Consider the following 23023-nt stretch of genomic DNA (forward strand, 5'->3'; position numbering starts at 1 on the left):
AACAGCATCGAACGGCACGCTTTTGTCCCGATTTTCAGCATCGCCGCAGGTCACAGTATGGCTAGAAAACTGGTTCGAGTCCCGTCACTCACCCTTACGAGAAAGGCCCTTGGCCCGCGGAAACGCGGGCCAAGGGCCTTTCGTCGGTCGGTCAGCCCATGTCCGTCAGGAGGGCGTTCAGTTCCTTTTCCTGCTGGGCAGGCGACATCGGCGGGTTGGAGTGGTCGATGCCGAAGGTCCCCAGCATCTTGTCCATCTGGGCGTCGATGGAGGTCCAGCCGGTCTGGTCCAGCGGCTGCAGCGAGGCCTGGTCGGCGTCCCACAGGTCACGCAGCGACTGTGCGGCCGCGTGCGCGCCGGTGGCGTTGCCCGAGCGGGCGTCCTTCAGGGAGGTGGAGGCGAGGGCCTTCAGCGCGGCGACCTTGGCGGGCGGGAACTTCTTCACCGCCTCGCCGGGAGCCATCTGGACGGCGGAGGTGTTGTCCTCCTCCGGCGCCGGGCCGACGTGCGGCTGGCTGTGGGCCCAGACCAGCAGCCCCGCGGTGGCGACGGCGAGCAGTCCGAAGCCGGCCAGCGCGACGCGCTCCCTGCGCGGGTCGCCGGTGGTCTGGGCGGCGTGGGCCGCATGGGCCGCCTCGTAGGTCTCGGTCACGTCCGAGCGTGTCACCGTGAGGTAGAGGACCGTCGCCAGGATCAGGCCGAGGAAGATCAGGCTGGTGGTGAAGGTGCCCAGGTCGAGACCGGTCGGCTCGCCCGGCTGAGCGACCTTCGGAGAGGCGAGCCAGTCGCCGATGTTGGCGCCCAGCGGGCGGGTCAGGATGTAGGCGAGCCAGAAGGACAGGACCGGGTTCGCGCCGAACTTCCACAGCAGCGTGATCGCCGCGATGAGGCCGAGCGGCAGCAGCACCGAGGCGCCCGGGCTCCAGCCGGTCAGTTCCAGCGTCCAGTCGCCGGTCGCGGTGCCGAGCGCGAAGGTGACGAGAACGGCGAGCCAGTAGAACGACTCCCGCGGCAGCGTCGTGACCGAGTGGATCGACAGCGTGCGCTCACGCAGCCACCAGGTGCCGAAGACCACCGCGAGCAGCACGGAGAAGACCGCCGAACTGATCCACAGCGGCACGTTGAGCTGGTCGGTGAGGATATCGGTGTACAGGGTGCCCGTGACACTGACGACGACCACGGTCAGCCAGTAGGGGAACGGGACGTACCGCTTCAGCCGCAACTGCACGGCCAGGACGACCACGAACACCGCGGTGAAGATCCAGGCCGTGTTCACCAGGCCGACGCCCAGCTTCATGTTGATCCAGTCGGCGAAGCTCTCGCCCACGGTGGTGCACAGGATCTTGATCACCCAGAACCAGACGGTGACCTCGGGGACCTTGTTGAGCATGAGGCGCCCGCTGCGGGTGCGTGCTTCCGTTGTCGTTGTCATGCACGGAGGTTTGCGCGGGGAACCTGCAAGCAACCTGACTACGTGACCGCACGCGCGGCCGGCAGCGTCACCTCGACGTGGCCGCGGCCGTCCGCGATCGCCCGGACCTCCACACCGGCCGAGGCGGCGATGCGCCGGACCACCGGCAGCCCCAGCCCGTATCCGTCGCCGCCGGTCACCCCCGCCTCGAAGACCCGCTCCACGTCAGCGGGATCGAACCCGGGGCCGTCGTCCAGGACATCGACCACGATCGTCTCGCCCTCGCCGCGCGCGGTGATCCACACCCGCGACCGCGCGTGCCGCAGGCCGTTCTCCAGCAGGGGTGACAGCAGTGACACGGCGACGTCGGGCGCCACGGCCACCTCGACCTTCGCGGGAAAGGCGAGCTCGACCGCGCGGGAGCCGATCGCCTGCCGCGCGGCGGAACGCAGATCACACCGGGTCCCCTCGTCCGTCCGTGCGCGCGCGGCGCGCAGAATCGTCGTGATCGCCGTGTCGAGGCGGTCGACCTCGCTCAGGACCGCCTTGGGCGGCACCGGCTCTCCGGACAGCTGTGCCAGTTGTGCCTCGCCCCGCAGGACCGTGAGCGGTGTCCGCAGCTCGTGGGCGATCTCGTCGGTGAGCCGCCGCTCGTCCGCCAGCGCGTTGTCGACGCGCTCCAGGAGGCGGTCCAGGGTCTGCCCCAGTTCCCCGAACTCGTCGCGGGGGACCCCGAGATCGAAACGGCGCCCGGGCTCGTGATGGCCCCAGTCGTCGGCGAGGGCGGCCATCTCGTGCACGACCCGCAGCGCACGGTGCACCACGAGGTGCGCGACACCGCCGGCGAGGAGGATCGTGAGGCCGCCCAGAATCAACGACAAGGTCAGACTGCGCTGCTCGGACGTCTCGTAGGGCGTGAGATCCACCCGGACGATCACCATGACCCGGTGGCCGTCGACGGGGACCCGCCGCGCGTACAGGAGGTAGTCGCCGACCGACTCGGTCCGCGATCGCCCCGAGTCCGCCAGCTCCTCGACGCGATCGACCACGCTCGGCGGCACGTCCCCGTCGATCAGACGGCCGTCTGCGTACACCCAGGCGACCTCGTCCAGCGCCTCGCTGCCGTTCTCCGTGAGCACGACCCGGCCGCCCTTGGCGGTGACGTTGCCGGCGACCGCCTCGGCACGGGCGTGTGCCAGGTCGCGGGCGTCGGCGTCCGTCACCCGGCTCAGCAGCACGTGCGAGACCACGACCAGGATCGCAACCACGGCGGTGGCGATCAGCACGGTGAGCGCGACGACTCTGCTGCGGAAGCCCGTCACTGCCATCGGTATCCCACACCGCGGACGGTCGCCAGACGTCCGGCCACACCGAGCGGACCGAGCTTCGTCCGCAGCCGGCGCACAAAGGAGTCGAGGGTGTTGTCGCTGACCCGCGCTCCATGCGGCCAGCCGGCGGCGACGAGGGCGTGGCGGCGTACCGCCTCTCCCTGCGAGGCGATCAGGCGGCCCAGGAGCCGGAACTCGGTCGGTGTCAGGCTCATGGTCACCGCGTCGCAGGTCACCACATGCTTCGCCGGATCGAGGACCACCTCGTGCGGTGCGGCCACCACGGTGGCCCGGCGCAGCAGCGCGCGCACACGCACCAGCAGTTCCGGGATGTCGAAGGGCTTGGTCATGTAGTCGTCGGCGCCGGCCTCGAAGCCGCCCACCTTGTGCTGCAGGCCGTCCAAGGCCGTGAGCATCAACACCGGCGCGTCGACGCCGCGGGCCCGCAGCGCCAGGCAGACGTCGCGGCCGTCGGCGTCCGGCAGCCCGAGATCCAGGACGATCAGATGGGGCGCCGGTGCGAGCTGCCGCAGCAGGCTGTCGGCCGTGGCGGCGACGGAAACGGTGTGGCCGTCGTGCTCCAGGGCGCGCCTGAGGATGCCGCGGACCGCCGCGTCGTCTTCGCACACCAGGATGAAAGCCACGTGCAGACCCTAGATACTCGCGTCCCGGTTCTCCATCTGCCCTGATCAGCAGCCTGCCGCTCGGGCGCGAGCGGCAGGGCTGACCAGGTGCCGGGTGAGGGCTGCCGGCGGTTGTGTGGCGGCGCGGCTCACCCGTTCCTGTGATCGGCTGCGCCTTCGAGTGCCTGGGCGGTGTCCTCGGTGTGCGGGGAGGCGTCGTCGACGAAGCTGTACGGGGGCAGGGGTCCGTTGACGGGGAGTTCCAGATGGGGGTGCTGCCGGCGGACCCGGTCGACCGCGTCCAGGAATCGTGCCGCCGAGGCGCGGTCGATGAGGAAGGAGAGGTTGGCCAGCCAGCCGGTGCTCGACGGTGCGGCGCTGACCGCCTCAGCGGCAGGGCCCAGTTCCCGCTGGAGCATGTCGGCGTCGGCCGCTTCGCGGGCCTGGCGCGCGGCCGCGATCATTTCCCCGAGCCGGATCCTGTCCTCCTGCGAGCCCCCGCCGGCCTGCTGGTTCGCTCGTGCCAGGGAGCGGATCTCGTCGTTGTCCGCCACCACCAGCTGCAGCACGGCCTCTTCGTTGTGGTTGGCCTTGAGGTTGTACTCCGTTTTGCCGTCCAGCGCCCGCAGCCGCTCCAGCAGGTGATCCGCACGTTCGGCCAGCACGCTGGTCACTGTCTCGTCGTCGGGCGAGACGCTGGCGAAGCGTATGGGCAGGACCACGCCGTCCTCCCCGGCCGCGTCCAGCACACGCTGGTGGGCGAGGAGGTCACGCCGCTTGGGCCGGAGTTCCTCGGGGGCGTCGCTGACGACCGCGGCCAGCTCGCCCTGGCGCAGCACGCGCACCGGCCGCGGTGGGTCACCCACGCCGTCCACGTCCTCGAGGAGCGAAGTGAGCGAGGGGTGTGAGGCGTGGGTGATCCCGTAGACGTAGGTGCTCATCGCTCGTCCTCCCGCCGGCTCGCGGAGCGGGTTCCCTGCTTCTCGCGTCCCTCGTCACGAGCCTGCTGGAAGGCCTGCGAGATCGTCTCGGCGGCCCCGGACAGCGCACCCTTGGTCTTGCCGCGGGCACCGGATTCGGTGAGCTTTCCCGGGAGTTCGGTCAGGCCGGCCGGCTTGCGGGGGCCCGCCTCCAGGTCGAGTCGGTTGCACGCCTCGGCAAAGCGCAGATACGTGTCCACGCTCGCCACCACGACCCGTATATCGATCTTGAGTATCTCGATGCCGACCAGGGAGACCCGCACAAACGCGTCGATCACCAGCCCCCGGTCGAGAATCAGCTCCAGCACGTCGTAGAGGCCACTGGAACCTCCGCCGCCGCCCTGCTGCGTTGTCACGGTCATCACAACCAGCCCCTTGCCGTCTGTCGGATCCCATCCCGCGCGGTGCCTCGCCGAGCCCGCGCTCCGGATCCCGGTACGGGAGAAGCTCCGTGGAGCATTCCCACAGGTCACCGCGGGCTGCCGGCCGTGCGCGGGCTTCCCGGTGCGGGTAGCCCACGGCCCTCAAGGTCAAACACCTGTACGAGCGAGATCACCCGGGGTCGGTCGGCGGTGACGCCGGCCGGGCGGGGCACGGTCAGACTTCGATGTGGGAGCCCATGATGACCGTACGGTCGCCGGGCAGGCCGAAGTACTCGGCGGCGTCGGCCGTGATGTAGGACGTCGCGATGAACAGGCGCTTGCGCCACGGGGCCATCGTCGGTGCCTTGCCGCGCCGCAGCGCGATCTTCGACAGGAAGTAGGACGCCCGCTCCAGGTCCAACGGCCCTTCGGTGTCGGCCGGTTCGAGCAGGGCCAGGGTGGCGGGCACGTCCGGGGTCTCCATGTAGCCGAACCGGGCCGTGACATGCACGATGCCGTCGTCGCCGAAGCCGAGGCTGTCCACGGCGAGGCGCTCGTCGGCCGGGATGCGGGGCACGGGCTCGGTCTCGATGGACAGGATCACGACCTGTTCGTGCCGTACGTGGTTGTGCTCGACGTTGGCCCGCATCGCCAGCGGCGCGGTCTCCTTGCCCCGGTTGAGGAAGACGGCCGTGCCGGGGACCACACGTGTCGACGTCCGCCCGGTCCGCAGGTCCTCGATGAACTCGGGCAACGGACCCTCGTGCCGGGCCCGTTCCGCCGTGACGATGCTGCGGCCGCGCTGCCAGGTCGTCATGACCGTGAACACGGTCAGGCCGATCAGCAGCGGCAGCCACGCGCCGTGCACCAGTTTGGTCAGGTTGGCCGCCACGAACAGCAGGTCCACGGTGAGCAGCACGGTCGCGCCGATGGCGATGAGCCACCGGGGTGTGCCCCACTTGGCGCGGGCGACGTAGAAGAACAGCAGGGTGGTGATGGTGATGGTGGCGGTGACCGCCATGCCGAACGCGAAGGCCAGCGCCGCGGAACTGCGGAAGGCGAAGACCAGGGTGAGGACCGAGACCATCAGCAGCCAGTTGACCCAGGGCACGTAGATCTGGCCCACGGTCGACTCGGAGGTGTGCGCGATCCGCAGCCTCGGCAGGTAGCCGAGCTGAGCCGCCTGGGAGGTGACCGAGTACGCGCCGGTGATCACCGCCTGGGAGGCGATCACCGTGGCCGCGGTGGCCAGGAGGATCATCGGCCACCGCCCCCAGTCGGGCACGAGCAGGAAGAAGGGGCTGCTGATGTTCTTCGGGTCGCCGAGGATGAGCGCGCCCTGTCCGAGGTAGCTCAGGACGCAGGCCGGGAAGACGAGGAACAGCCAGGCCCGGGTGATGGACCGGCGGCCGAAGTGCCCCATGTCGGCGTAAAGCGCCTCGGCGCCGGTGACCGCGAGCACGACCGCCGCGAGAGCGAAGAAGGCGGTGCCGAAGTGGCCGAACAGGAAGCTCAGGGCGTACGTCGGTGACAGCGCCCTGAGGATGCCCGGGTGCTCGGTGACGCCCCTGACGCCGCACGCGCCGATCGCCGTGAACCAGGCGATCATGACGGGCCCGAACACCCGGCCCACCGCCGCGGTGCCCCGGCGCTGCACCAGGAACAGGATCACGATGATCACCGCGGTGATCGGCACGACCGCGCTGTCCAGCGACGGCTCGACGACCTTGAGCCCCTCGACGGCGGACAGCACCGAGATGGCGGGCGTGATCATGCTGTCGCCGAAGAACAGCGACGCCCCGAAGATGCCCAGCCCGGCCAGGATCGCCGCGGCCCGCCTGCCCCGCTGTGAAGTCCACCTCCGCAACAGGGTGATCAGGGCCATGATGCCGCCCTCGCCCTCGTTGTCGGCGCGCATCGCCAGCAGCACGTACGTCACCGTCACGACGATCATCACCGACCAGAACACCAGTGACACCACGCCGTACACGTTCTGCGTGGACACCGGGACGGGGTGCGGATCGCCCGGGTTGAACACGGTCTGGAGGGTGTAGATCGGGCTGGTCCCGATGTCGCCGAAGACCACGCCGAGCGCGCCGACGACGACCGCCAGACGTACCGAGTCGTGCGCGAGCTGTCCGCGCGCCTCCGGGGGCCGCGCAGACACGGTCTCCTGCCGGCTGTCGGCCATGCTGGTCCTCCTCCGGCCGGGCGCCAGGCCGCCAGCCTCGCGCATCAGTGCGGACACTACCGATGCACCGGTCGGGTCGCCGCTGGAGGGGGGCGCCGCCGTACGCCTGGAGGCGTTACTGGCTGCGCGGCCTGGCGGGAGGCGGCGGCCTCCGGGGTCGGGTCAGTCGTATCGGCACCGCTGCACGGGGCACTCGTGCACGTGCGGAAGCGGTAGCTCCGCGCGGGCTGCGGGCAGAACGATCTCGTTACGGCCGTACGTCTCAACCAGCCCTCGGAGGTGCTGACTTGACCGTCATCGTCGGCCTGGTCCACCGCAAGCGCGTCCATCTCGCCGGGGACTCCGCCGGCAGCGACGGCTACCGGCTCACCATCCGCCGCGACCCCAAGGTGTTCATCAACGGCCCCTACGCGTTCGGCTTCACCACCTCCTTCCGCATGGGCCAGCTGCTCCACCACGCCTTCGAGGCCCCGCACCCGGAGGGCGACCTCGACCGCTTCATGGCCACCACCTTCGTCAACGCCGTCCGCGGTTGCCTCAAGGACGGCGGCTGGGCGCGCAAGGACTCCGAGCAGGAACAGGCTGGCACCTTCCTCGTCGGCGTGCACGGCAGGCTCTTCGTCCTGGACAGCGACTACCAGGTCGGCGAACCCGCCGACGGGTACGCGGCGGTCGGCTGCGGCGAGGAACTCGCCCTCGGCGCCCTCCACGCCACCGCCAAACTCGCGCTGAAGCCGCGCGAGCGTCTCACCGTCGCCCTCCGCGCCGCCGAGCACCACAGCGCGGGCGTCGCCGCGCCGTACACCTACGCCAAGGCCCCCCGCTGACCCGCACCATGACCGAGCAACCCCCTCGCGTACGGGCCGAGTTCTTCCGCACCGCACGCCTCGACGCCGTCCCCCTGTCGGAAGAACACGCCGCCGAGATGGCCGCCGTACTCTCGGATCCGGCGCTGCACCTCTTCATCGGCGGCACCCCCGCCTCCCCCGGCGCCCTCCGCGCCCGCTACGAACGCCTGGTCGCCGGTTGTCCCGACCCGGCCGTGTCCTGGTGCAACTGGGTGCTGCGGCTGCGGGAGGAGGCCCGGCTGGTGGGAACCGTGCAGGCCACGGTCGTGGGGTCCGTCGCGGAGGTCGCCTGGGTGATCGGGACCGCGTGGCAGGGACGGGGCCTGGCCGCCGAGGCCGCCCGTGGGCTCGTGTCCCTGCTGGCGGGGCAGACCTGTGTGCGGACGGTGATCGCCCACGTCCATCCCGAACACCGGGCGTCGGAGGCGGTCGCCCGGGCCGCCGGGCTCGAGCCGACGGAGGTGGAGCGGGACGGTGAGCGGAGGTGGCGGCTGGAGCTGCCCGGTTGACCAGGAGAGAAGCCGTCTAGGAAGACGCCCGCGTCACCAGTTCGGTCGCCAGCACCACCTGCCGGCGCTCCAGCCCCCGTGACACCGCCGGGCGGCGGTCGGCGATCTCCTCCAGGAGGAGGTCGATCATGCGGCGGCCCATCTCCTCGATGGGCTGGCGGACGCTGGTGAGGGGCGGGTCCATGTGGCGGGCGATGGCGGAGTCGTCGTAGCCGACGAGGGCCACGTCGTCGGGGATGCGGCGGCCCTCCTCGCGCAGCACCTGGCGGGCGCCCGCCGCCATGACGTCCGAGCCGGCGAAGACCGCGTCCAGGTCGGGGCAGCGCTCGAGCAGCTCGGTCATCGCCCGGTGGCCGCCCTCCTCGGTGAAGTCGCCGGCCTCCACCAGGCGCTCGTCCACCTCGTGGCCGGCGTCGCGCAGGGCGTCGCGATAGCCGTCGACGCGGCGCTGGGCGCCGTAGACGTCGAGGCGGCCGGTGATGTGGGCGATCCTGCTGCGGCCCCCGGCCAGCAGGTGCTCGGCGGCCGAGCGGCCGCCGCCGTAGTTGTCGGAGTCGACCGAGGTCAGGGTCTCCGCGGCCGAGCGGGGGCCGCTGATCACGGCCGGGATCTCCAGTTGGGCCAGCAGGTCGGGCAGGGGGTCGTCGGCGTGCACGGAGACCAGCAGGACGCCGTCCACGCGGTGGGCGGCCAGGTACTGGGCCAGGCGTCTGCGCTCGCGGTCGTTGCCCGCGAAGATCAGGAGCAACTGCATCTCGGTCTCGGAGAGTTCGGCGCCGACGCCCTTGAGCATGTCGGAGAAGTACGGCTCCGAGAAGAACCGGGTCTCCGGCTCGGGGACGACCAGCGCGATCGCGTCCGTGCGGTTGGCGGCGAGGGCGCGGGCCGCGGTGTTGGGGACGTAACCGAGTTCGGCGACCGCCGCCTCCACGGCCGCGCGGGTGGCGTCGCTGACGCGGGGGGAGCCGTTGATCACGCGGGAGACCGTGCCGCGGCCGACACCGGCCCGCGCGGCGACCTCCTCGAGGGTGGGCCGGCCCCCGCTCCGGCTCCGCGCTCCGTGGCCTGTTGCCATTGGCTCCGCCTCCCATGGACCTACGTTGGCTGGAATCTAACAGCCCCGTGAGCAGTGGCGACCGTCCCCGGGCGCCCCGGTGGCACGCCGGGGGACCCGGGTCACGGACCTCGCGATTCCACTTAACGTCCCGATAACTGAACGCATAACTCCGCGTCCGCTCCCTTGACACCCCCGCCTCGACCCGCGAACCTTCAACACATCACTTGTGGGAGCGCTCCCACAGTACCTGACACATACACATCCCGCACGTTCCCCGCCCGAGCCGCAGCGAGCACGAACGGGCCCAACCAATGCAGTTGGCCGGGGGGTCGGCACGTCAGGCAACAGGAGGATGCAACATGGGCACGAGTACCCGACGGTCCCGCAGGCTGATGGCCCTCACGGCCGTCGCCGCGCTGGCCACGGGCCTGCTGGCCGGCTGCTCCAGTGACTCGGACAACAGCTCGTCGAACGACAACGGCGGCAACGCCAAGGGCAAGACCACGCTGACCGTCGGCACCTTCGGTGTGTTCGGCTACAAGCAGGCCGGCCTCTACGACGAGTACATGAAGCTCCACCCGGACATCAACATCAAGGAGAACGTCACCACCCGCACCGACGTCTACTGGCCGAAGGTCCTCACCCGCCTCCAGGCCGGTTCCGGCACCGACGACATCCAGGCGATAGAGGTCGGCAACATCACCGAGGCCGTGCAGACGCAGGCGTCGAAGTTCGTCGACCTGGGCAAGGACGTCGACGAATCCCAGTGGCTGGACTGGAAGAACGCCCAGGCCACCACCAAGGACGGCAAGCTGATCGGCCTCGGCACCGACATCGGCCCGATGGCGATCTGCTACCGCAAGGACCTCTTCCAGAAGGCCGGTCTGCCCACCGACCGCACCCAGCTCGCCACCATGTGGAAGGGCGACTGGGCCAAGTACGTGGACGTCGGCAAGCAGTACATGAAGAAGGCGCCCAAGGGCACCAAGTTCGTGGACTCGGCCTCCTCCGTCTACAACGCGGCCCTCGGCGGCGCGAGCGAGCGCTACTACGACAAGGGCAGCGACAAGGTCATCTGGGACACCTCCGACGGCGTGAAGAAGGCCTGGGACGTCGCGATGACGGTGGCGACCAGCAACATGTCGGCGAAGCTGAAGCAGTTCGACAAGCCGTGGGACCAGGGCTACGCCAACGCCTCCTTCGCCACCGTGGCCTGCCCGGCCTGGATGATCGGCTACATCGAGCAGAAGTCCGGTGACTCCGGCAAGGGCAACTGGGACGTGGCGGCGGCCCCGACCGCGTCCAACTGGGGCGGCTCCTTCCTCGGCGTGCCGACGGCGGGCAAGCACCAGAAGGAGGCCATCGCCCTGGCCAAGTGGCTGACGGCGCCCGAGCAGCAGGCCAAGGTCTTCGCCAAGCAGGCCAGCTTCCCGTCGACCCCATCGGCGTACACGAGCCTGAAGCCGGCCGCGGACACCACGGCGTACTTCTCCAACGCGCCGATCACGCAGATCTTCGCGGACTCGGCGAAGACGATCCCGTCGCAGTACTTCGGCATCAAGGACCAGCCGATCAACACCGCGATCACCGACGTCGGCATCCTCCAGGTCGAGCAGAAGGGCAAGACGCCCGACCAGGGCTGGAGCGCGGCCAAGAACGAGATCAAGGACGTGCTCGGCCAGTGACCAGCTCCAAGCAGGCTCTCGCGCATCCCGCGTCGAGCGCCGAGGCCGCGCCCGGCACCCCGCCGGGCGCGGCCCGGGGCGCTCAGGGTCGCGGTACGCCGCCTGCGGGTCCCGACTCGTGGCGCAGCCGGCTGTACCGCTGGGACATGAAGGCGTCCCCCTACGCGTTCATCGCCCCCTTCTTCGTCATCTTCGGGGCCTTCTCCCTGGTCCCGCTGCTGTACACCGCCTGGTACTCGCTGCACAACGTGCAGTTGTCCTCGCTGAACACCCAGACCTGGGCGGGTCTGGACAACTACAGGAACCTGTTGTCCTCGGAGTTCTTCTGGAACGCTCTGAAGAACACCTTCACCATCGGTCTGATCTCGACCGTGCCGCAGCTGATGGCGGCGATCGGCCTGGCGCATCTGCTCAACTACCGGCTGCGCGGCTCGACCGTCTGGCGGGTCGTGATGCTGACCCCGTACGCCACCTCGGTGGCGGCGGCGACGCTGGTCTTCACGCTGCTGTACTCCTGGGACGGCGGCATGATCAACTGGCTGCTGCACTTCGTCGGGGTCGATCCGATCAACTGGCGTGAGTCCGACTGGGGTTCGCAGTTCGCGGTGTCCTCGATCGTGATCTGGCGGTGGACCGGCTACAACGCGCTGATCTACCTGGCGGCGATGCAGGCCATCCCGACGGACCTGTACGAGTCGGCCTCGCTGGACGGCGCCAACCGCTGGCAGCAGTTCCGGCACGTGACGATCCCGCAGTTGCGGCCCACGATCCTGTTCACCGTCGTGGTGTCCACCATCGGCGCGACCCAGCTGTTCGGTGAGCCCCTGCTGTTCGGCGGGGTCAGCGGGTCCAAGGGCGGCTCCGAGCACCAGTACCAGACCCTGGGTCTGTACATGTACGACCAGGGCTGGATCATCGGCAACCTGGGCAAGGCGTCCGCGATCGCCTGGTCGATGTTCCTCATCCTGGTGGTCATCGCCGCGGTCAACATGCTGCTCACCCGACGCCTGAGGAAGTCCCAATGACCACCAGTGAACTGACCCTGCCTCAGGTCCGTAAGGAGCCGCGCCGCCCGCGCCGGGTGATGGGTGCGGGCAAGCAGCTGCACGCGGGCCCGGTCACCTACATCGTCCTGACGGTCTTCGCCCTGGTCTCGCTGGCGCCCCTGGTGTGGACGGCCGTCGCGGCCTCGCGCACCGACCGCAGGCTGGCCGAGACGCCGCCGCCACTGTGGTTCGGCGGGAACCTGTTCAAGAACATGCAGGCGGCCTGGGACCAGGCCGGGCTCGGCACCGCGATGTTCAACAGCACGGTCGTCGCCGGGACGATCACCGTCGCGACGGTGCTGTTCTCCACGCTCGCCGGGTTCGCCTTCGCCAAGCTGCGGTTCAGATTCTCCAGCGTGCTGCTGCTGCTGACCATCGGCACCATGTTGATCCCGCCGCAGCTGGCCGTCGTACCGCTGTACCTGTGGATGAGCGACCTGGGCTGGTCGAACCAGCTGCAGACCGTCATCCTGCCGACCCTGGTCACCGCGTTCGGTACGTTCTTCATGCGCCAGTACCTGGTGCAGGCGCTGCCGACCGAGCTGATCGAGGCGGCGAGAGTGGACGGCGCGAGCAGCCTGAGGGTGGTGTGGCACGTGGTGTTCCCGGCGGCGCGGCCGGCGATGGCCGTGCTCGGCCTGCTGACCTTCGTGTTCGCCTGGAACGACTTCCTGTGGCCGATCATCGCCCTGAACCAGCAGAACCCCACCGTGCAGGTCGCCCTGAACTCACTCGGCACCGGCTACGTCCCCGACCAGGCCGTGATCATGGCGGGCGCGCTGCTGGGCACACTGCCGCTGCTGATCGCCTTCATCCTGTTCGGCAAGCAGATCGTGGGCGGCATCATGCAGGGCGCGATCAAGGGCTGACGCCCGGCCCCCGTTCGCGCCGGCGCGCGTCTTCGGGGCCGGGTCAGCGCCGCCTCGGCCCCACTCCTTCCAACTCTTCGGTCTCGACGACCACTTATGGGAGCGCTTCCATGACTGACTCCGCACACCCGGCGACCCCGGTGACCTTTCCTCCCGGCTTCCTGTGGGGCGCCGCGACCTCGGCGTACCAGATCGAGGGGGCGGTGCGGGAGGACGGTCGTACGCCCTCGATCTGGGACACCTTCAGCCACACACCCGGCAAGACGGTGGGCGGTGAGCACGGTGACATCGCTGTCGACCACTACCACCGCTACCGCGAGGACGTGGCGATGATGGCCGACCTCGGCCTGTCCGCCTACCGCTTCTCGATCTCCTGGTCGCGGGTGCAGCCCACGGGGCGCGGGCCCGCCGTGCAGGTGGGCCTGGACTTCTACCGCCGGCTGGTCGACGAGCTGCTCGAGCACGGCATCAAGCCGGCCGCCACCCTCTACCACTGGGACCTGCCGCAGGAGCTGGAGGACGCGGGCGGCTGGCCCGAGCGCGACACCGCGCTCAGGTTCGCCGAATACGCGCAGATCGTCGGCGAGGCGCTGGGCGACCGGGTGGAGCAGTGGATCACCCTCAACGAGCCCTGGTGCAGCGCCTTCCTGGGCTACGGCTCCGGCGTGCACGCCCCCGGCCGCACCGAGCCGGAGGCCACACTGCGCGCCGCGCACCACCTCAACCTGGCCCACGGCCTGGGCACGTTGGCGCTGCGTTCGACCATGCCCGCCCGCAACTCCGTGGCCATCAGCCTCAACTCCTCGGTCGTCAGGCCCCTTTCGCCGCAGAACCCGGCGGACCTGGCGGCGGTGCGGAAGATCGACGACCTGGCCAACGGGGTCTTCCACGGCCCGATGCTGCACGGGGCGTACCCGGAGACGCTGTTCACGGCGACCTCGTCGGTCACCGACTGGTCGTACGTCCTCGACGGCGACCTGCAGGCCATCAACCAGCCGCTGGACGCACTGGGCCTCAACTACTACACGCCGACGCTGGTCTCGGCCGCCGAGGGCAAGATGAACGGCCCGCGCACCGACGGCCACGGGGCGAGCGAGCACTCCCCGTGGCCGGGCGCGGACGACGTCGCCTTCCACCAGACGCCGGGCGAGCGCACGGAGATGGGCTGGACGATCGACCCGACCGGTCTGCACGAGCTGATCATGCGCTACACCCGCGAGGCCCCCGGCCTGCCGCTGTACATCACCGAGAACGGCGCGGCCTACGACGACAAGCCCGACCCCGACGGCCGCGTGCACGACCCGGAGCGCATCGCCTACCTCCACGGCCACCTCTCGGCGGTGCGCCGCGCGATCACCGACGGCGCCGACGTGCGCGGCTACTACCTGTGGTCGCTGATGGACAACTTCGAGTGGGCGTACGGCTACGACAAGCGCTTCGGCGCGGTGTACGTCGACTACGCCTCCCTCGCCCGTACGCCGAAGTCGAGCGCCCACTGGTACGGCCAGGCGGCCCGGACGGGCACCCTGCCGCCGGCGACGTCCGACTGAGCCCACGGGGGCACCGGGGGACGGGACGCGGCACGCCGAGGGGGCGTGCCGCGTCCCGCGCGGTTCACAGGGACCCCGAGGCACGGCTCGGAGAGCGGGCGGGTGACTCCTGCCCGGCGCTTCGCGATCAGAGGGTTCCCGGGGGAGCGAGCCACTGGGTCGGCTGGCCGGTGACCGACGCGATGGTCCCGAAGTCGTTGTCGTAGTGGAGCACGCAGGCCCGGCGACCTAGCGGAAGGCGCCGAACGCCTTCGAGAAGGCGAACTTGTCCTGGGCGATCGAGCTGCAGGTGGCGTCGGCGGTGGGCTTGGTGCCGCCGGCGCAACTCTGGTCGCGGGTGGCCGACCACATGGACAGCCAGCCCAGGCCCTTGGACTTGGCGAAGTTCACCAGCTGGGTGGCGTCGTCGACCTTGAAGACCTCGGAGGAGACGTCGTTGACGCCGATCATCGGAGTGACGGCGACCGTCTTCCAGGCGGCCGCGTCGGACAGCCCCAGCACGCTCTTGACCTGGGCCTGGGTGGCGGTGGCGGCCTGCTCGGCGTAGGTGCCCATGTCGCCGTTGTAGGAGGGGCCGTAGTCCATCGCCATGATGTTGACGGCGGAGATCCTCACCCCGTTGGCCTTGGCGTTGGACAGCAGGTTCACGCCGTCCTGGGTGAGGCCCTCCGGCATGACCGGGAGGGTGAAGGAGACGTCCAGACCGGGGTGTTGGGCTTCGAGCTTGGCTATCGCCTTCGCCCGGTTGGTGTTCGCCGTCGCGTTGGGCAGCGCGCCGCCCTCCACGTCGAAGTCGACCTTGGTCAGCTTGTACGCGTCGACGGCCTTGCCGTACGCCGCCGCCAGCGCGTCCGCCGAGGAGCACGTCGTCGCGAGCTCCGAGCCGGAGGCGCCGCCGAAGGAGACCCGGACGTCACCGCCCTTCGCGCGCAGCGCCCCGATCTGCGAGGCCACACCGTCGCCGCCGAGGTCCGTGACCCCGCCCCACTTCGGTGTGCAGCCGCCGCCGTCGGTGACGAAGGCCAGGTTGTAGTTCTTCACGCCGGTCGCGTTGGCGCTCGCGAGCAGGTCGAAGGCAGGGTAGAGGGAGGTGTCGACGTAGGGCGCGAATCCGGCGCTCGCGGTGGTGCCGGTGCCGTTCCCGGTGCCGGCGCTCTGAGAGGGGGAGGCCGTGACGGTGGGGGTGGGTGTCGGGGTGGCGGACTGCGTCGGGCGGCCGCTCGGTTCCGGGGTGGCGGTGGCATCGGCCGAGCATGTCGCGCCGTCGATGAGGCAGTCGGTGGGATCGCCGCCGCCGCTGACGACGAAGCCGACGGTGGCGGACTCACCGGCCGCCAGACCGTCGGTGTCCCACTTCGGCGGGGTCACGGTGACGTGCTGTCCCTGCACGGCCGACTCGGCGTTCCAGAGCGAACTGAGCTTGGCGCCCGACGGCAGGTCGAACTCCAGCTTCCAGTCCTTCTCCCGGGCACCGCTGTTGTTCGTCACCACGTACTGCGCGGTGTAACCGGTCGACCAGTCACTGGTCTTGGTGTACGCGGCCCCGATTCCGGCCGCCTGGGCGGTGCCGGTGAGAAGGACCGCACCAGCGCCCACCACGGCTGCGGCCACGACCCCGCCGATGGCCTTGTTCCTGCCGCTCACCTTGCGTCGATGCATGCTCATGCCGTGGCACGCTAGCGATCCGGAAACGGGCAAAGCGCCTGATCCGGACGGGGGTTGAGGATCTTAGGGTGCGCTTAAGGAAGGGATCGGGGACGGTTAAAGGTAGAGACCAATTTCCGCTGCCGGCGCCGTCGCACCGACCGGTGCCCCCGCCCGCCCGGCATCCGCTCGCGTCCGTCCAGCTGGATCCAGATCCGCACCTCGGTCCCGCCCAGCACGGACGACCCGATCCGCACATCGCCGCCGGTCGACTCCGCGAGCCGGCGCACGATGTCCAGCCCGAGCCCGGTCGAGCCGTCGCTGCCCGACCCCCGGCCGCGCGCCATCGCCGTCTCGGGGTCGGATATGCCCGGCCCCGCGTCGGAGACGAGCACGATCACCGCGTCCTCGCCGTTGTGCAGGTCGACGGCGAAGGCCGTGCCCTCGGCGGTGTGCCGGAAGACATTGCCGAGCAGGGCGTCCAGCGCCGCCGCGAGATCCGCCCGGGCCACCGGTATCCGCACCGGCCGGTCGGCGCCGGCCACCCGCCATTTGCGGCCCTCGTCCTCGGCCAGCGCCGACCAGAACGCCATCCGCTCCCGCACCACCTCGGCCGCGTCGCACCCGGCGCCGGGTCCCGCAGCCGCGGTCTGCGGCTTGGCGTCCCGGGCGGTGCGGATGATGGTGTCGACCTCCCGCTCCAGCTGGGCGACCGCGGCCCGGGTCTGCTCGGCGGCCGGCCCGTCCCCGAGCGAGGCCGCGTTCAGCCGCAGCACGGTCAGCGGGGTGCGCAGCCGGTGGGACAGATCGGCCGCCAACTCCCTTTCGTTCGCCAGCAGTTGTACGACCTGGTCGGCCATGGAGTTGAACGCGACCGCCGCCAGCCGCAGTTCGTTCGGCCCCTCCTCCGGCACCCTCGCCCCGAGCTTCCCCTCCCCCAGCTCGTGCGCCCCCTCGACCAGCCGCTGCGCGGGCTGCACCATCCGCACCCCCAGCCGGTCCGCGACCGCGACCGAGCCCACGATCAGCGCGACGCCGACCCCGGCGAGCACCGCCCAGGCCGTGCCCACGCCGTTGGTGACCTCGGACTCGGGGACGTACACCTCCACGACCGCGATGGCGCCGGAGCTCAGCGCGACCGGCTGGAGCAGCGTGGAGCCGCCCGGCACCTCGGTGGTGGAGGCACGCCCCAGTCTGCGCACGGTCGCGATGTCCTCGTCGGCCGCGCGCCGCCTGCCGATGTCCACGGCCGCCTGACCGCCGGCCGCCGGTATGTGCACGGCCATCCCGGAGTCGGAGCCGGCCGAGGCGACGACCCGCTCCAACTGGTCGCGCTCGGTGGTGATGGACAGGGCCGGCGCGACGGCGGCCGCCTGCCGCTCGGCGTTGGAGAACGCGCGGTCGCGGGCCATCTCCTTGATGACGAGCCCGAGCGGCACCGCGAAGGCGACCACGACCATGGCGGTGACCGCCAGACAGACCTTGACCAGTGCCCATCTCATCGCGGCGCCTCCCCACCCGGCGGCTCCAGCTTCACACCGACCCCGCGCAAGGTGTGCAGATAGCGCGGCCGCGCCGCCGTCTCGCCCAACTTCCGCCGCAGCCAGGAGAGATGGACGTCGATGGTCTGGTCGTCGCCGTAGGACTGCTGCCACACCTCGGCGAGCAGTTCCCTGCGGGGGACGACGACCCCGGGGCGGCCGGCCAGGAAGGCGAGCAGGTCGAACTCGCGCCGGGTGAGGTCGAGTCGCGCACCGTCCAACTCGGCCTGGCGGCGCAGCGGATCGACGGTGAGGCCGCCGACGCGGATGACGGTGGAGGGCGGCGCGTCGCCCGGGGCGGTGCGGGAGCGCCGTAGGACCGCGGACATCCGCGCCGACAGGTGCTCGACCGAGAACGGCTTGGTCAGGTAGTCGTCCGCGCCCGCGTTCAGCAGGCGGACGATCTCCGTCTCGTCGTCCCGCGCGGTGGCGATGATCACCGGCACGTCGGTGATCCCGCGCAGCATCTTCAGGGCCTCGGACCCGTCCAGGTCGGGCAGGCCGAGGTCGAGGATGACCACGTCGAAGCGGAAATGGGCGACCTCGCGCAGCGCCTCCAGCGCCGTCCCCACACTGCGCACGGTGTGCGCGGCATCGGTCAGGTGCCGGATCAGCGCCGAACGCACGAACTGGTCGTCCTCGACCACGAGCACACTTGCCATGCGCGGCACCGTACGCCATGCGGGCGAGCCGCACTCGGGCCTGTGGATAACTCCGAGCGTGTGCGGCCAGTGGGGCGGGTGAGGCAGTATGACCGGCGATGCGCAGAGGACTCGTACACGTACTGGCTTGGACGCTCGCCACGGGCGCGGCGGTCACGCTGTCGTGGTGGGGCGTCCACACGGTCATGGCGGGCACGGCGTACGACCCGCCCCGCGCCCTGCCCATCAGGGCGGCCGGCGCGACCACGCAGGAGGCGAAACCGCTGGCCACGTCATCGCCCAGGCCGTCTCCTTCGCCGTCTTCGCCGTCGGGGAGTCGGCAGAGCAGCCCGTCCCCGACGCCGACGCCGAGCGTCTCGAAGACGCCCGTCGCCAAGCCGTCGCCGACGACGTCCGGCACGGTGCGGAGTTACGACACCGACGGCGGGCGGGTGGTGTTCGACCTCGGTGCCACCTCGGCGACGCTCGTGATGGCGACCCCGGACACCGGCTGGTCGATGCAGACGTGGAAGACGGACACCTGGATCCGGGTGGAGTTCACCTCGGGCACCGACAAGGTCTCGGTGATCTGCACCTGGCACGACGGGCCGCCCCATGTGGACGTCGGCACCTACTAGGGCCGCTATTGGGGCCCGCGGCGCGCTAGCGGAACACCGACGGCGGCGGTGCGGGTGACGCGGTCGCCGCGGCGTCCGTGACCGGGCTGGCGCCGCCCGTGAAGTCCCGCAGCGCCCGGCCGTGTTCGAGGCGGCCGGGGTGCGGGTCGGAGGCGGCCCGGCGGGTCAGTTCGGCGACCTGCAGCGGAGTGTCGGAGGCGACCAGGACGGCGTTGCCGAAGCGTTTGCCGCGCAGCACGGCCGGGTCGGCGACCAGGGCTAGTTCGGAAAAGCGGGCGGCGGCGGTGGCGATCTGGCCGCGCAGATGGGCCAGCGGCGGTCCGTCGGCGAGGTTCGCGGCGTAGACACCGCCCGTTTTGAGGACCCGTCGGACCTCGTCGAGGAACTCCGTGGACGTCAGATGGGCGGGCGTGCGGGCGCCGCTGAAGACGTCGGCGATGACCAGGTCGGCCCAGCCGTCGAGGACCTTGGCCAGCCCCTCGCGGGCGTCCGTGGCACGCACGCGGATGCGGGCGTTCGGGTCCAACGGCAGCTTCCGGCGCACCAGTTGGACGAGGGCCGCGTCGCGCTCGACGACCTGCTGGGTGGAGCGGGGGCGGGTGGCGGCGACGTACCGGGCGAGGGTGAGGGCGCCCCCGCCGAGGTGCACGGCGTGCACGGGGCGGCCGGGCGGTGCGGCGAGGTCGATGACGTGGCCGAGGCGGCGCTGGTACTCGAAGGAGAGGTACCCGGGGTCGTCCAGGTCGACGTGCGACTGCGGCGCCCCGTCGATCAGCAGCGTCCAGGCACGCGCCCGCTCCCGGTCGGGTATCAACTCGGCGAGCCCACCGTCGACCGCCTCGACCACGGCCTCGGCACCACCGCCCCGCCGGCCGTTCCTGGACCTACCCATGCCCCCATTATCGACGGCCGCACCACGCCCTGCCCGCTCGGGCCGAGGTCAACGGCGTGCGGGGCGGCCCCGCACGCCTCACCGGCAGCTGTCCGCCGCCTCGATCGTGCGGGCCGCCTCGCCCAGGGCCGCGCGCAGGACCGTCGGGTCGGTCGCGAGGTCGCAGGCGTCGGGGGGCAGCAGCCAGTCGGAGCCCTCGACGGGCGGCTCGGGGTTCAGGGTGAGTCCGCGGCCGTCGGTCTCCGTGCAGGTGCTGCCCGGCACGTCCCAGGCCGCGGCCGTGCCGGGCGGGACCAGGAAGCCGAGGGTGGCGCCGCCGTCGTGCAGTACGGGGCCGACCGCCTCGCGGGCTCCCCGGCGCAGGATGTCCACGGCCTCCAGCCCCTGCCGGGCCGGCACGGTGACGAGGTCGCAGGCACCCCCCGGCAGGGGTGGCGCGCTGTGCTCCGGAGTCGGTGCGTGCCCCGCCGTCGTCGGCGGCATCGTCGTCTGCATCCCGGCCTCCACCACGGAACCCCTCCTTGAACGAAGCGGGTCGGGAGACGGGCGGCTCCCGGTCCGCAGTGCTCAACGCACGCGCGCGTCAACGGAAACGGCGGAAGTCCGCCGCAAAGGATGGCAGTTCATGGCAGATCCGGTATGAGATATCCGGTTTGTAGCCAAACTCTGCGTGGCCGGTCCGACACAGCAGGTACGTTCTTGCCCGCCGGAAACGGGGAGCCACTCGAACAACTCACCCCAACCCCGGCATGGTTCGACGGTTCGCACGAGAGGACCCGGCCATGGCGTCGTCAGAGCTGACCTCGTCCCAGCCCACCCGGCCACCCAGGCCGAACCTGGCCTTCCGCCGACTGCGCGGCAGGCGCTCACCGGCCGAGTTCGCCGCCGCGGTACGGCGCGCGGCCCGCGAGATCGGGGAGCGGGTCAGCTGTGACGCGCGCTATGTGGGCCGGGTCGAGGCGGGCGAGATCCGCTGCCCCAACTACGCGTACGAACGGGTGTTCCTGCACATGTTCCCCGGCCGCACGCTCACCGACCTCGGCTTCGCGCCCCGCTCGTCCGTCCGCGGACGCCGGGCGCCCGCCGCCGAGGACGCGCCCCCCGTCCACCTGACGGGCGGGGGGCGCGGGCCCGGTGAGACCGAGGGGGCGTACGAGCCGTATGAGACACCGCACCCGCAGAACCACGAGATGTACGACGATGACGAGGAGAGCGACGTGCTGCGTCGCGCATTCATGACCGGAGGCGCCACCGTGGCCGCCGCCTCGCTGGGCCCCATCGGGCTCGCCTTCGACGCCGCGGCCGCGGGGCCCGTGCGCCGCCCCGGGGCGAGCGACGCGTACGCGCTCGAGGAGGCCGTGCGCAAAATCCGGCTGCTCGACGACCGGCACGGCGCGGACGGGCTCTACCGGCGCGCGTCGCAGCCGCTGCGCGCCGCGTACGCGCTCCTCGACGCCGGCGCGACCCGGCAGACGACCGCCGAGCGGCTGCACTCGGGCGCCGGTGAACTCGCCATCTCGGTGGGCTGGCTGGCACACGACTCCGGGCGGTTCGACGACGCCCGCTCGCACTACGCGGAGGCGCTCGCGACCGCCCGGATGACCGGCGACGACGCCTTGGAGGCGCACGCGTTCTGCAACACGGCGTTCCTCGCGCGGGACGCAGGCCGGCCGCGCGAGGCGGTGCGGGCGGCGCAGGCCGCGCAACGCGTGGGCCGTTCGCTGGGTTCGGCCCGGCTGATGTCGCTGCTGGCGCTGCGCGAGGCGGGCGGCTGGGCCGGGCTCGCCGACCGCACCGGCTGCGAGCAGTCCCTGGCCCGGGCGCAGGCCCTCTACGAGCGGGGCCCCGCGGAGGCCGACCCCGAGTGGATGAGCTTCTACGGGGAGGCCGAGTTGGAGGGGCTGGAGGCGCAGTGCTGGTCGACGCTCGGTGACTGGTCGCGCGCGTCCCGCCACGCGCGGCGCGCCGCGCAACTGCAGGACCCGCACTTCACCCGGAACATCGCCCTCTACACGGCGGAACTCGCGGACGACCTGGCGCGGGGCGGCCGGCCGGACGAGGCCGCGGCGGCGGGGATGCGGGTGCTGGACCTGCTGGACCAGGTGCAGTCGTCCCGGATCCAGACGATGCTGGCGGGCACCGCGCGCGTGCTGCTGCCGCACCGGCGGGCGTCGGGCGTGTCGGCGTTCCTGGACCGCCACGCCTCGTCGCCGCGCACGGTGTGAGCGGGGGCCCGCGACCACGCCCTTGTCATGCCCCGAGGTCTGGAAGACAGCCGGCGTCGAGCGAGACATGTGGCTGCACGGGCGCCGCAGCCGGGGCCCGTGACCACGCACCACGGTCTCCCGGGCTCGCGCCCGCGCACCGCCGTACTCAGGGCCTGGAAGGCAACAGACGTCGGGCGGGGACGCGGCTGCACGCCCCCTGAGCCAGGGCCCGTGCCCCACACCGCCTCGGCCCCAGCGCCTCGGATCCCGCACCACCCCGGTCAAGCCCTCGGACCATGCACCCCGCCCCAGCCATGGTCCGGTGCGCCACCGGCGGCGGGCGGCACCTTTCGTGGCGGCCTACCCGGCCAGGTGCCCCAGGTCGTTCCAGCTCTCGATGGCCGGTTCGCCGTAGGCCCAGCCCAGTACGGACAGCGAGGTCGGGTTCAGACGGATGCGGGCCGCGAAGTCGATGGGCAAGCCCAGCCACCGCGCGCCGATCGAGCGCAGGATGTGGCCGTGCGCGAACACCAGCACATCCCGGTCCGCCGAGCGCGCCCACCGCACCACCTCGTCGGCCCGGGCGGTGACGCGGTCCAGGGACTCGCCGTCCGGGACGCCGTCGCGCCAGATCAGCCAGCCCGGGCGGACGTCCTGGATCTCCTCCGGCGTCATCCCCTCGTACGCCCCGTAGTCCCATTCCAGCAGCGCGTCCCAGAGAGCCGCCCGCTCACCGAACCCGGCGAGTTCGCACGTCTCACGCGCGCGTGCCAGCGGGCTGGTGCGCACCTCGGCATCAGGCAGGCCCTCGAAGGGCGCGCGGTGCAGACGTTCGCCGAGCAGCTTGGCGCCGCGCCGGCCTTCCTCCAGGAGGGGCACGTCGGTCCTGCCGGTGTGCTTGCCGGACAGCGACCAATCGGTCTGTCCGTGCCGGGCCAGCAGGATGCGCGGTGCCATGAGGAGGAGACCTTCCGAGTTATTCGCAGGCGGAACCCCTCCAT

The 23023-nt window shown here is 71.3% G+C and carries 21 protein-coding genes; 8 read left to right on the forward strand and 13 right to left on the reverse strand.

The features are described from left to right. Nucleotides 1-151 precede the first annotated feature (151 nt). The 6 genes from ABZ453_RS09840 to ABZ453_RS09865 all read right to left on the reverse strand — a co-directional run bounded on the left by ABZ453_RS09840 (nucleotide 152) and on the right by ABZ453_RS09865 (nucleotide 6895). Nucleotides 152-1432, reverse strand: coding sequence for a hypothetical protein (locus ABZ453_RS09840; RefSeq protein WP_359013411.1), 1281 nt, complete (start codon nucleotides 1430-1432; stop codon nucleotides 152-154). A 38-nt stretch (nucleotides 1433-1470) separates the two neighbouring features. Beyond that, nucleotides 1471-2739, reverse strand: a complete 1269-nt coding sequence (locus ABZ453_RS09845) for a HAMP domain-containing sensor histidine kinase (RefSeq protein ID WP_359013413.1) — start codon at nucleotides 2737-2739, stop codon at nucleotides 1471-1473. After that, nucleotides 2730-3383 carry a response regulator transcription factor gene (locus ABZ453_RS09850; RefSeq protein WP_359013414.1) on the reverse strand — a complete coding sequence of 218 codons (654 nt, stop codon included), beginning with the start codon at nucleotides 3381-3383 and terminating at the stop codon, nucleotides 2730-2732. Before ABZ453_RS09850 ends, ABZ453_RS09845 begins: the two co-directional genes overlap by 10 nt. 128 nt (nucleotides 3384-3511) lie before the next feature. After that, nucleotides 3512-4303, reverse strand: coding sequence for a GvpL/GvpF family gas vesicle protein (locus ABZ453_RS09855; protein ID WP_359013416.1), 792 nt, complete (start codon nucleotides 4301-4303; stop codon nucleotides 3512-3514). After that, a complete protein-coding gene (locus ABZ453_RS09860) occupies nucleotides 4300-4704 on the reverse strand; it encodes a gas vesicle structural protein GvpA (protein ID WP_359013417.1) in 405 nt (134 codons plus the stop codon). Before ABZ453_RS09860 ends, ABZ453_RS09855 begins: the two co-directional genes overlap by 4 nt. Before the next feature lie 235 nt (nucleotides 4705-4939). Continuing rightward, complete coding sequence (locus ABZ453_RS09865) at nucleotides 4940-6895, reverse strand: potassium transporter Kup (RefSeq protein ID WP_359013419.1); 1956 nt, start codon at nucleotides 6893-6895, stop codon at nucleotides 4940-4942. A gap of 287 nt (nucleotides 6896-7182) precedes the next feature. Here ABZ453_RS09865 and ABZ453_RS09870 point away from each other — a divergent pair, with 287 nt between their 5' ends. Then, a complete protein-coding gene (locus ABZ453_RS09870; protein WP_359013421.1) occupies nucleotides 7183-7722 on the forward strand; it encodes a hypothetical protein in 540 nt (179 codons plus the stop codon). A gap of 8 nt (nucleotides 7723-7730) precedes the next feature. After that, entirely contained in the window at nucleotides 7731-8252 is a 522-nt protein-coding gene (locus ABZ453_RS09875) for a GNAT family N-acetyltransferase (protein WP_359013423.1), read from the forward strand. A 16-nt stretch (nucleotides 8253-8268) separates the two neighbouring features. On the opposite strand, the gene ABZ453_RS09880 is transcribed toward ABZ453_RS09875, so the two are convergent. Next, nucleotides 8269-9327 carry a LacI family DNA-binding transcriptional regulator gene (locus tag ABZ453_RS09880; protein WP_359013425.1) on the reverse strand — a complete coding sequence of 353 codons (1059 nt, stop codon included), beginning with the start codon at nucleotides 9325-9327 and terminating at the stop codon, nucleotides 8269-8271. 341 nt (nucleotides 9328-9668) lie between these two features. On the opposite strand from ABZ453_RS09880, the gene ABZ453_RS09885 reads away from it, so the two are divergent. The 4 genes from ABZ453_RS09885 (at nucleotide 9669) to ABZ453_RS09900 (ending at nucleotide 14459) form a co-directional block, all read left to right on the forward strand. After that, on the forward strand, nucleotides 9669-10994 hold the full coding sequence (locus ABZ453_RS09885; protein WP_359013427.1) for an ABC transporter substrate-binding protein: 1326 nt from the start codon (nucleotides 9669-9671) through the stop codon (nucleotides 10992-10994). Then, nucleotides 10991-12019, forward strand: coding sequence for a sugar ABC transporter permease (locus ABZ453_RS09890; protein ID WP_359013429.1), 1029 nt, complete (start codon nucleotides 10991-10993; stop codon nucleotides 12017-12019). The genes ABZ453_RS09885 and ABZ453_RS09890 overlap by 4 nt, the downstream gene beginning before the upstream one ends. Beyond that, the gene (locus tag ABZ453_RS09895; protein ID WP_359013431.1) at nucleotides 12016-12909 is read left to right on the forward strand and encodes a carbohydrate ABC transporter permease; all 894 of its coding nucleotides are present in this window, start codon (nucleotides 12016-12018) and stop codon (nucleotides 12907-12909) included. Before ABZ453_RS09890 ends, ABZ453_RS09895 begins: the two co-directional genes overlap by 4 nt. 110 nt (nucleotides 12910-13019) lie before the next feature. After that, nucleotides 13020-14459 carry a GH1 family beta-glucosidase gene (locus ABZ453_RS09900; protein ID WP_359013433.1) on the forward strand — a complete coding sequence of 480 codons (1440 nt, stop codon included), beginning with the start codon at nucleotides 13020-13022 and terminating at the stop codon, nucleotides 14457-14459. A 228-nt stretch (nucleotides 14460-14687) separates the two neighbouring features. Here ABZ453_RS09900 and ABZ453_RS09905 read toward each other — a convergent pair whose 3' ends face one another. The 3 genes from ABZ453_RS09905 to ABZ453_RS09915 form a co-directional block, all read right to left on the reverse strand. Next, on the reverse strand, nucleotides 14688-16124 hold the full coding sequence (locus tag ABZ453_RS09905; protein WP_359013434.1) for a cellulose binding domain-containing protein: 1437 nt from the start codon (nucleotides 16122-16124) through the stop codon (nucleotides 14688-14690). Nucleotides 16125-16198: 74 nt separating this feature from the next. Then, entirely contained in the window at nucleotides 16199-17605 is a 1407-nt protein-coding gene (locus ABZ453_RS09910; protein WP_359013436.1) for a HAMP domain-containing sensor histidine kinase, read from the reverse strand. Next, on the reverse strand, nucleotides 17602-18306 hold the full coding sequence (locus ABZ453_RS09915; protein WP_359013438.1) for a response regulator transcription factor: 705 nt from the start codon (nucleotides 18304-18306) through the stop codon (nucleotides 17602-17604). Before ABZ453_RS09915 ends, ABZ453_RS09910 begins: the two co-directional genes overlap by 4 nt. Before the next feature lie 98 nt (nucleotides 18307-18404). On the opposite strand from ABZ453_RS09915, the gene ABZ453_RS09920 reads away from it, so the two are divergent. Continuing rightward, a complete protein-coding gene (locus ABZ453_RS09920; protein WP_359013440.1) occupies nucleotides 18405-18923 on the forward strand; it encodes a hypothetical protein in 519 nt (172 codons plus the stop codon). A 25-nt stretch (nucleotides 18924-18948) separates the two neighbouring features. Here the strand turns inward: ABZ453_RS09920 and ABZ453_RS09925 are convergent, their stop codons facing one another. Continuing rightward, nucleotides 18949-19815: a fused MFS/spermidine synthase gene (locus ABZ453_RS09925; protein ID WP_359013442.1), complete on the reverse strand. Its 867-nt coding sequence runs from the start codon at nucleotides 19813-19815 to the stop codon at nucleotides 18949-18951. Between the two features lie 78 nt (nucleotides 19816-19893). After that, nucleotides 19894-20325: a hypothetical protein gene (locus ABZ453_RS09930; RefSeq protein WP_359013444.1), complete on the reverse strand. Its 432-nt coding sequence runs from the start codon at nucleotides 20323-20325 to the stop codon at nucleotides 19894-19896. A gap of 272 nt (nucleotides 20326-20597) precedes the next feature. On the opposite strand from ABZ453_RS09930, the gene ABZ453_RS09935 reads away from it, so the two are divergent. Continuing rightward, on the forward strand, nucleotides 20598-22040 hold the full coding sequence (locus ABZ453_RS09935; protein WP_359013446.1) for a hypothetical protein: 1443 nt from the start codon (nucleotides 20598-20600) through the stop codon (nucleotides 22038-22040). A gap of 342 nt (nucleotides 22041-22382) precedes the next feature. On the opposite strand, the gene ABZ453_RS09940 is transcribed toward ABZ453_RS09935, so the two are convergent. Next, nucleotides 22383-22979, reverse strand: coding sequence for a histidine phosphatase family protein (locus tag ABZ453_RS09940; RefSeq protein WP_359013447.1), 597 nt, complete (start codon nucleotides 22977-22979; stop codon nucleotides 22383-22385). Nucleotides 22980-23023: the final 44 nt, after the last annotated feature.

The sequence above is a fragment of the Streptomyces sp. NPDC005799 genome (assembly GCF_040630525.1).
GTDB classification, from domain to species: domain Bacteria; phylum Actinomycetota; class Actinomycetes; order Streptomycetales; family Streptomycetaceae; genus Streptomyces; species Streptomyces griseorubiginosus_B.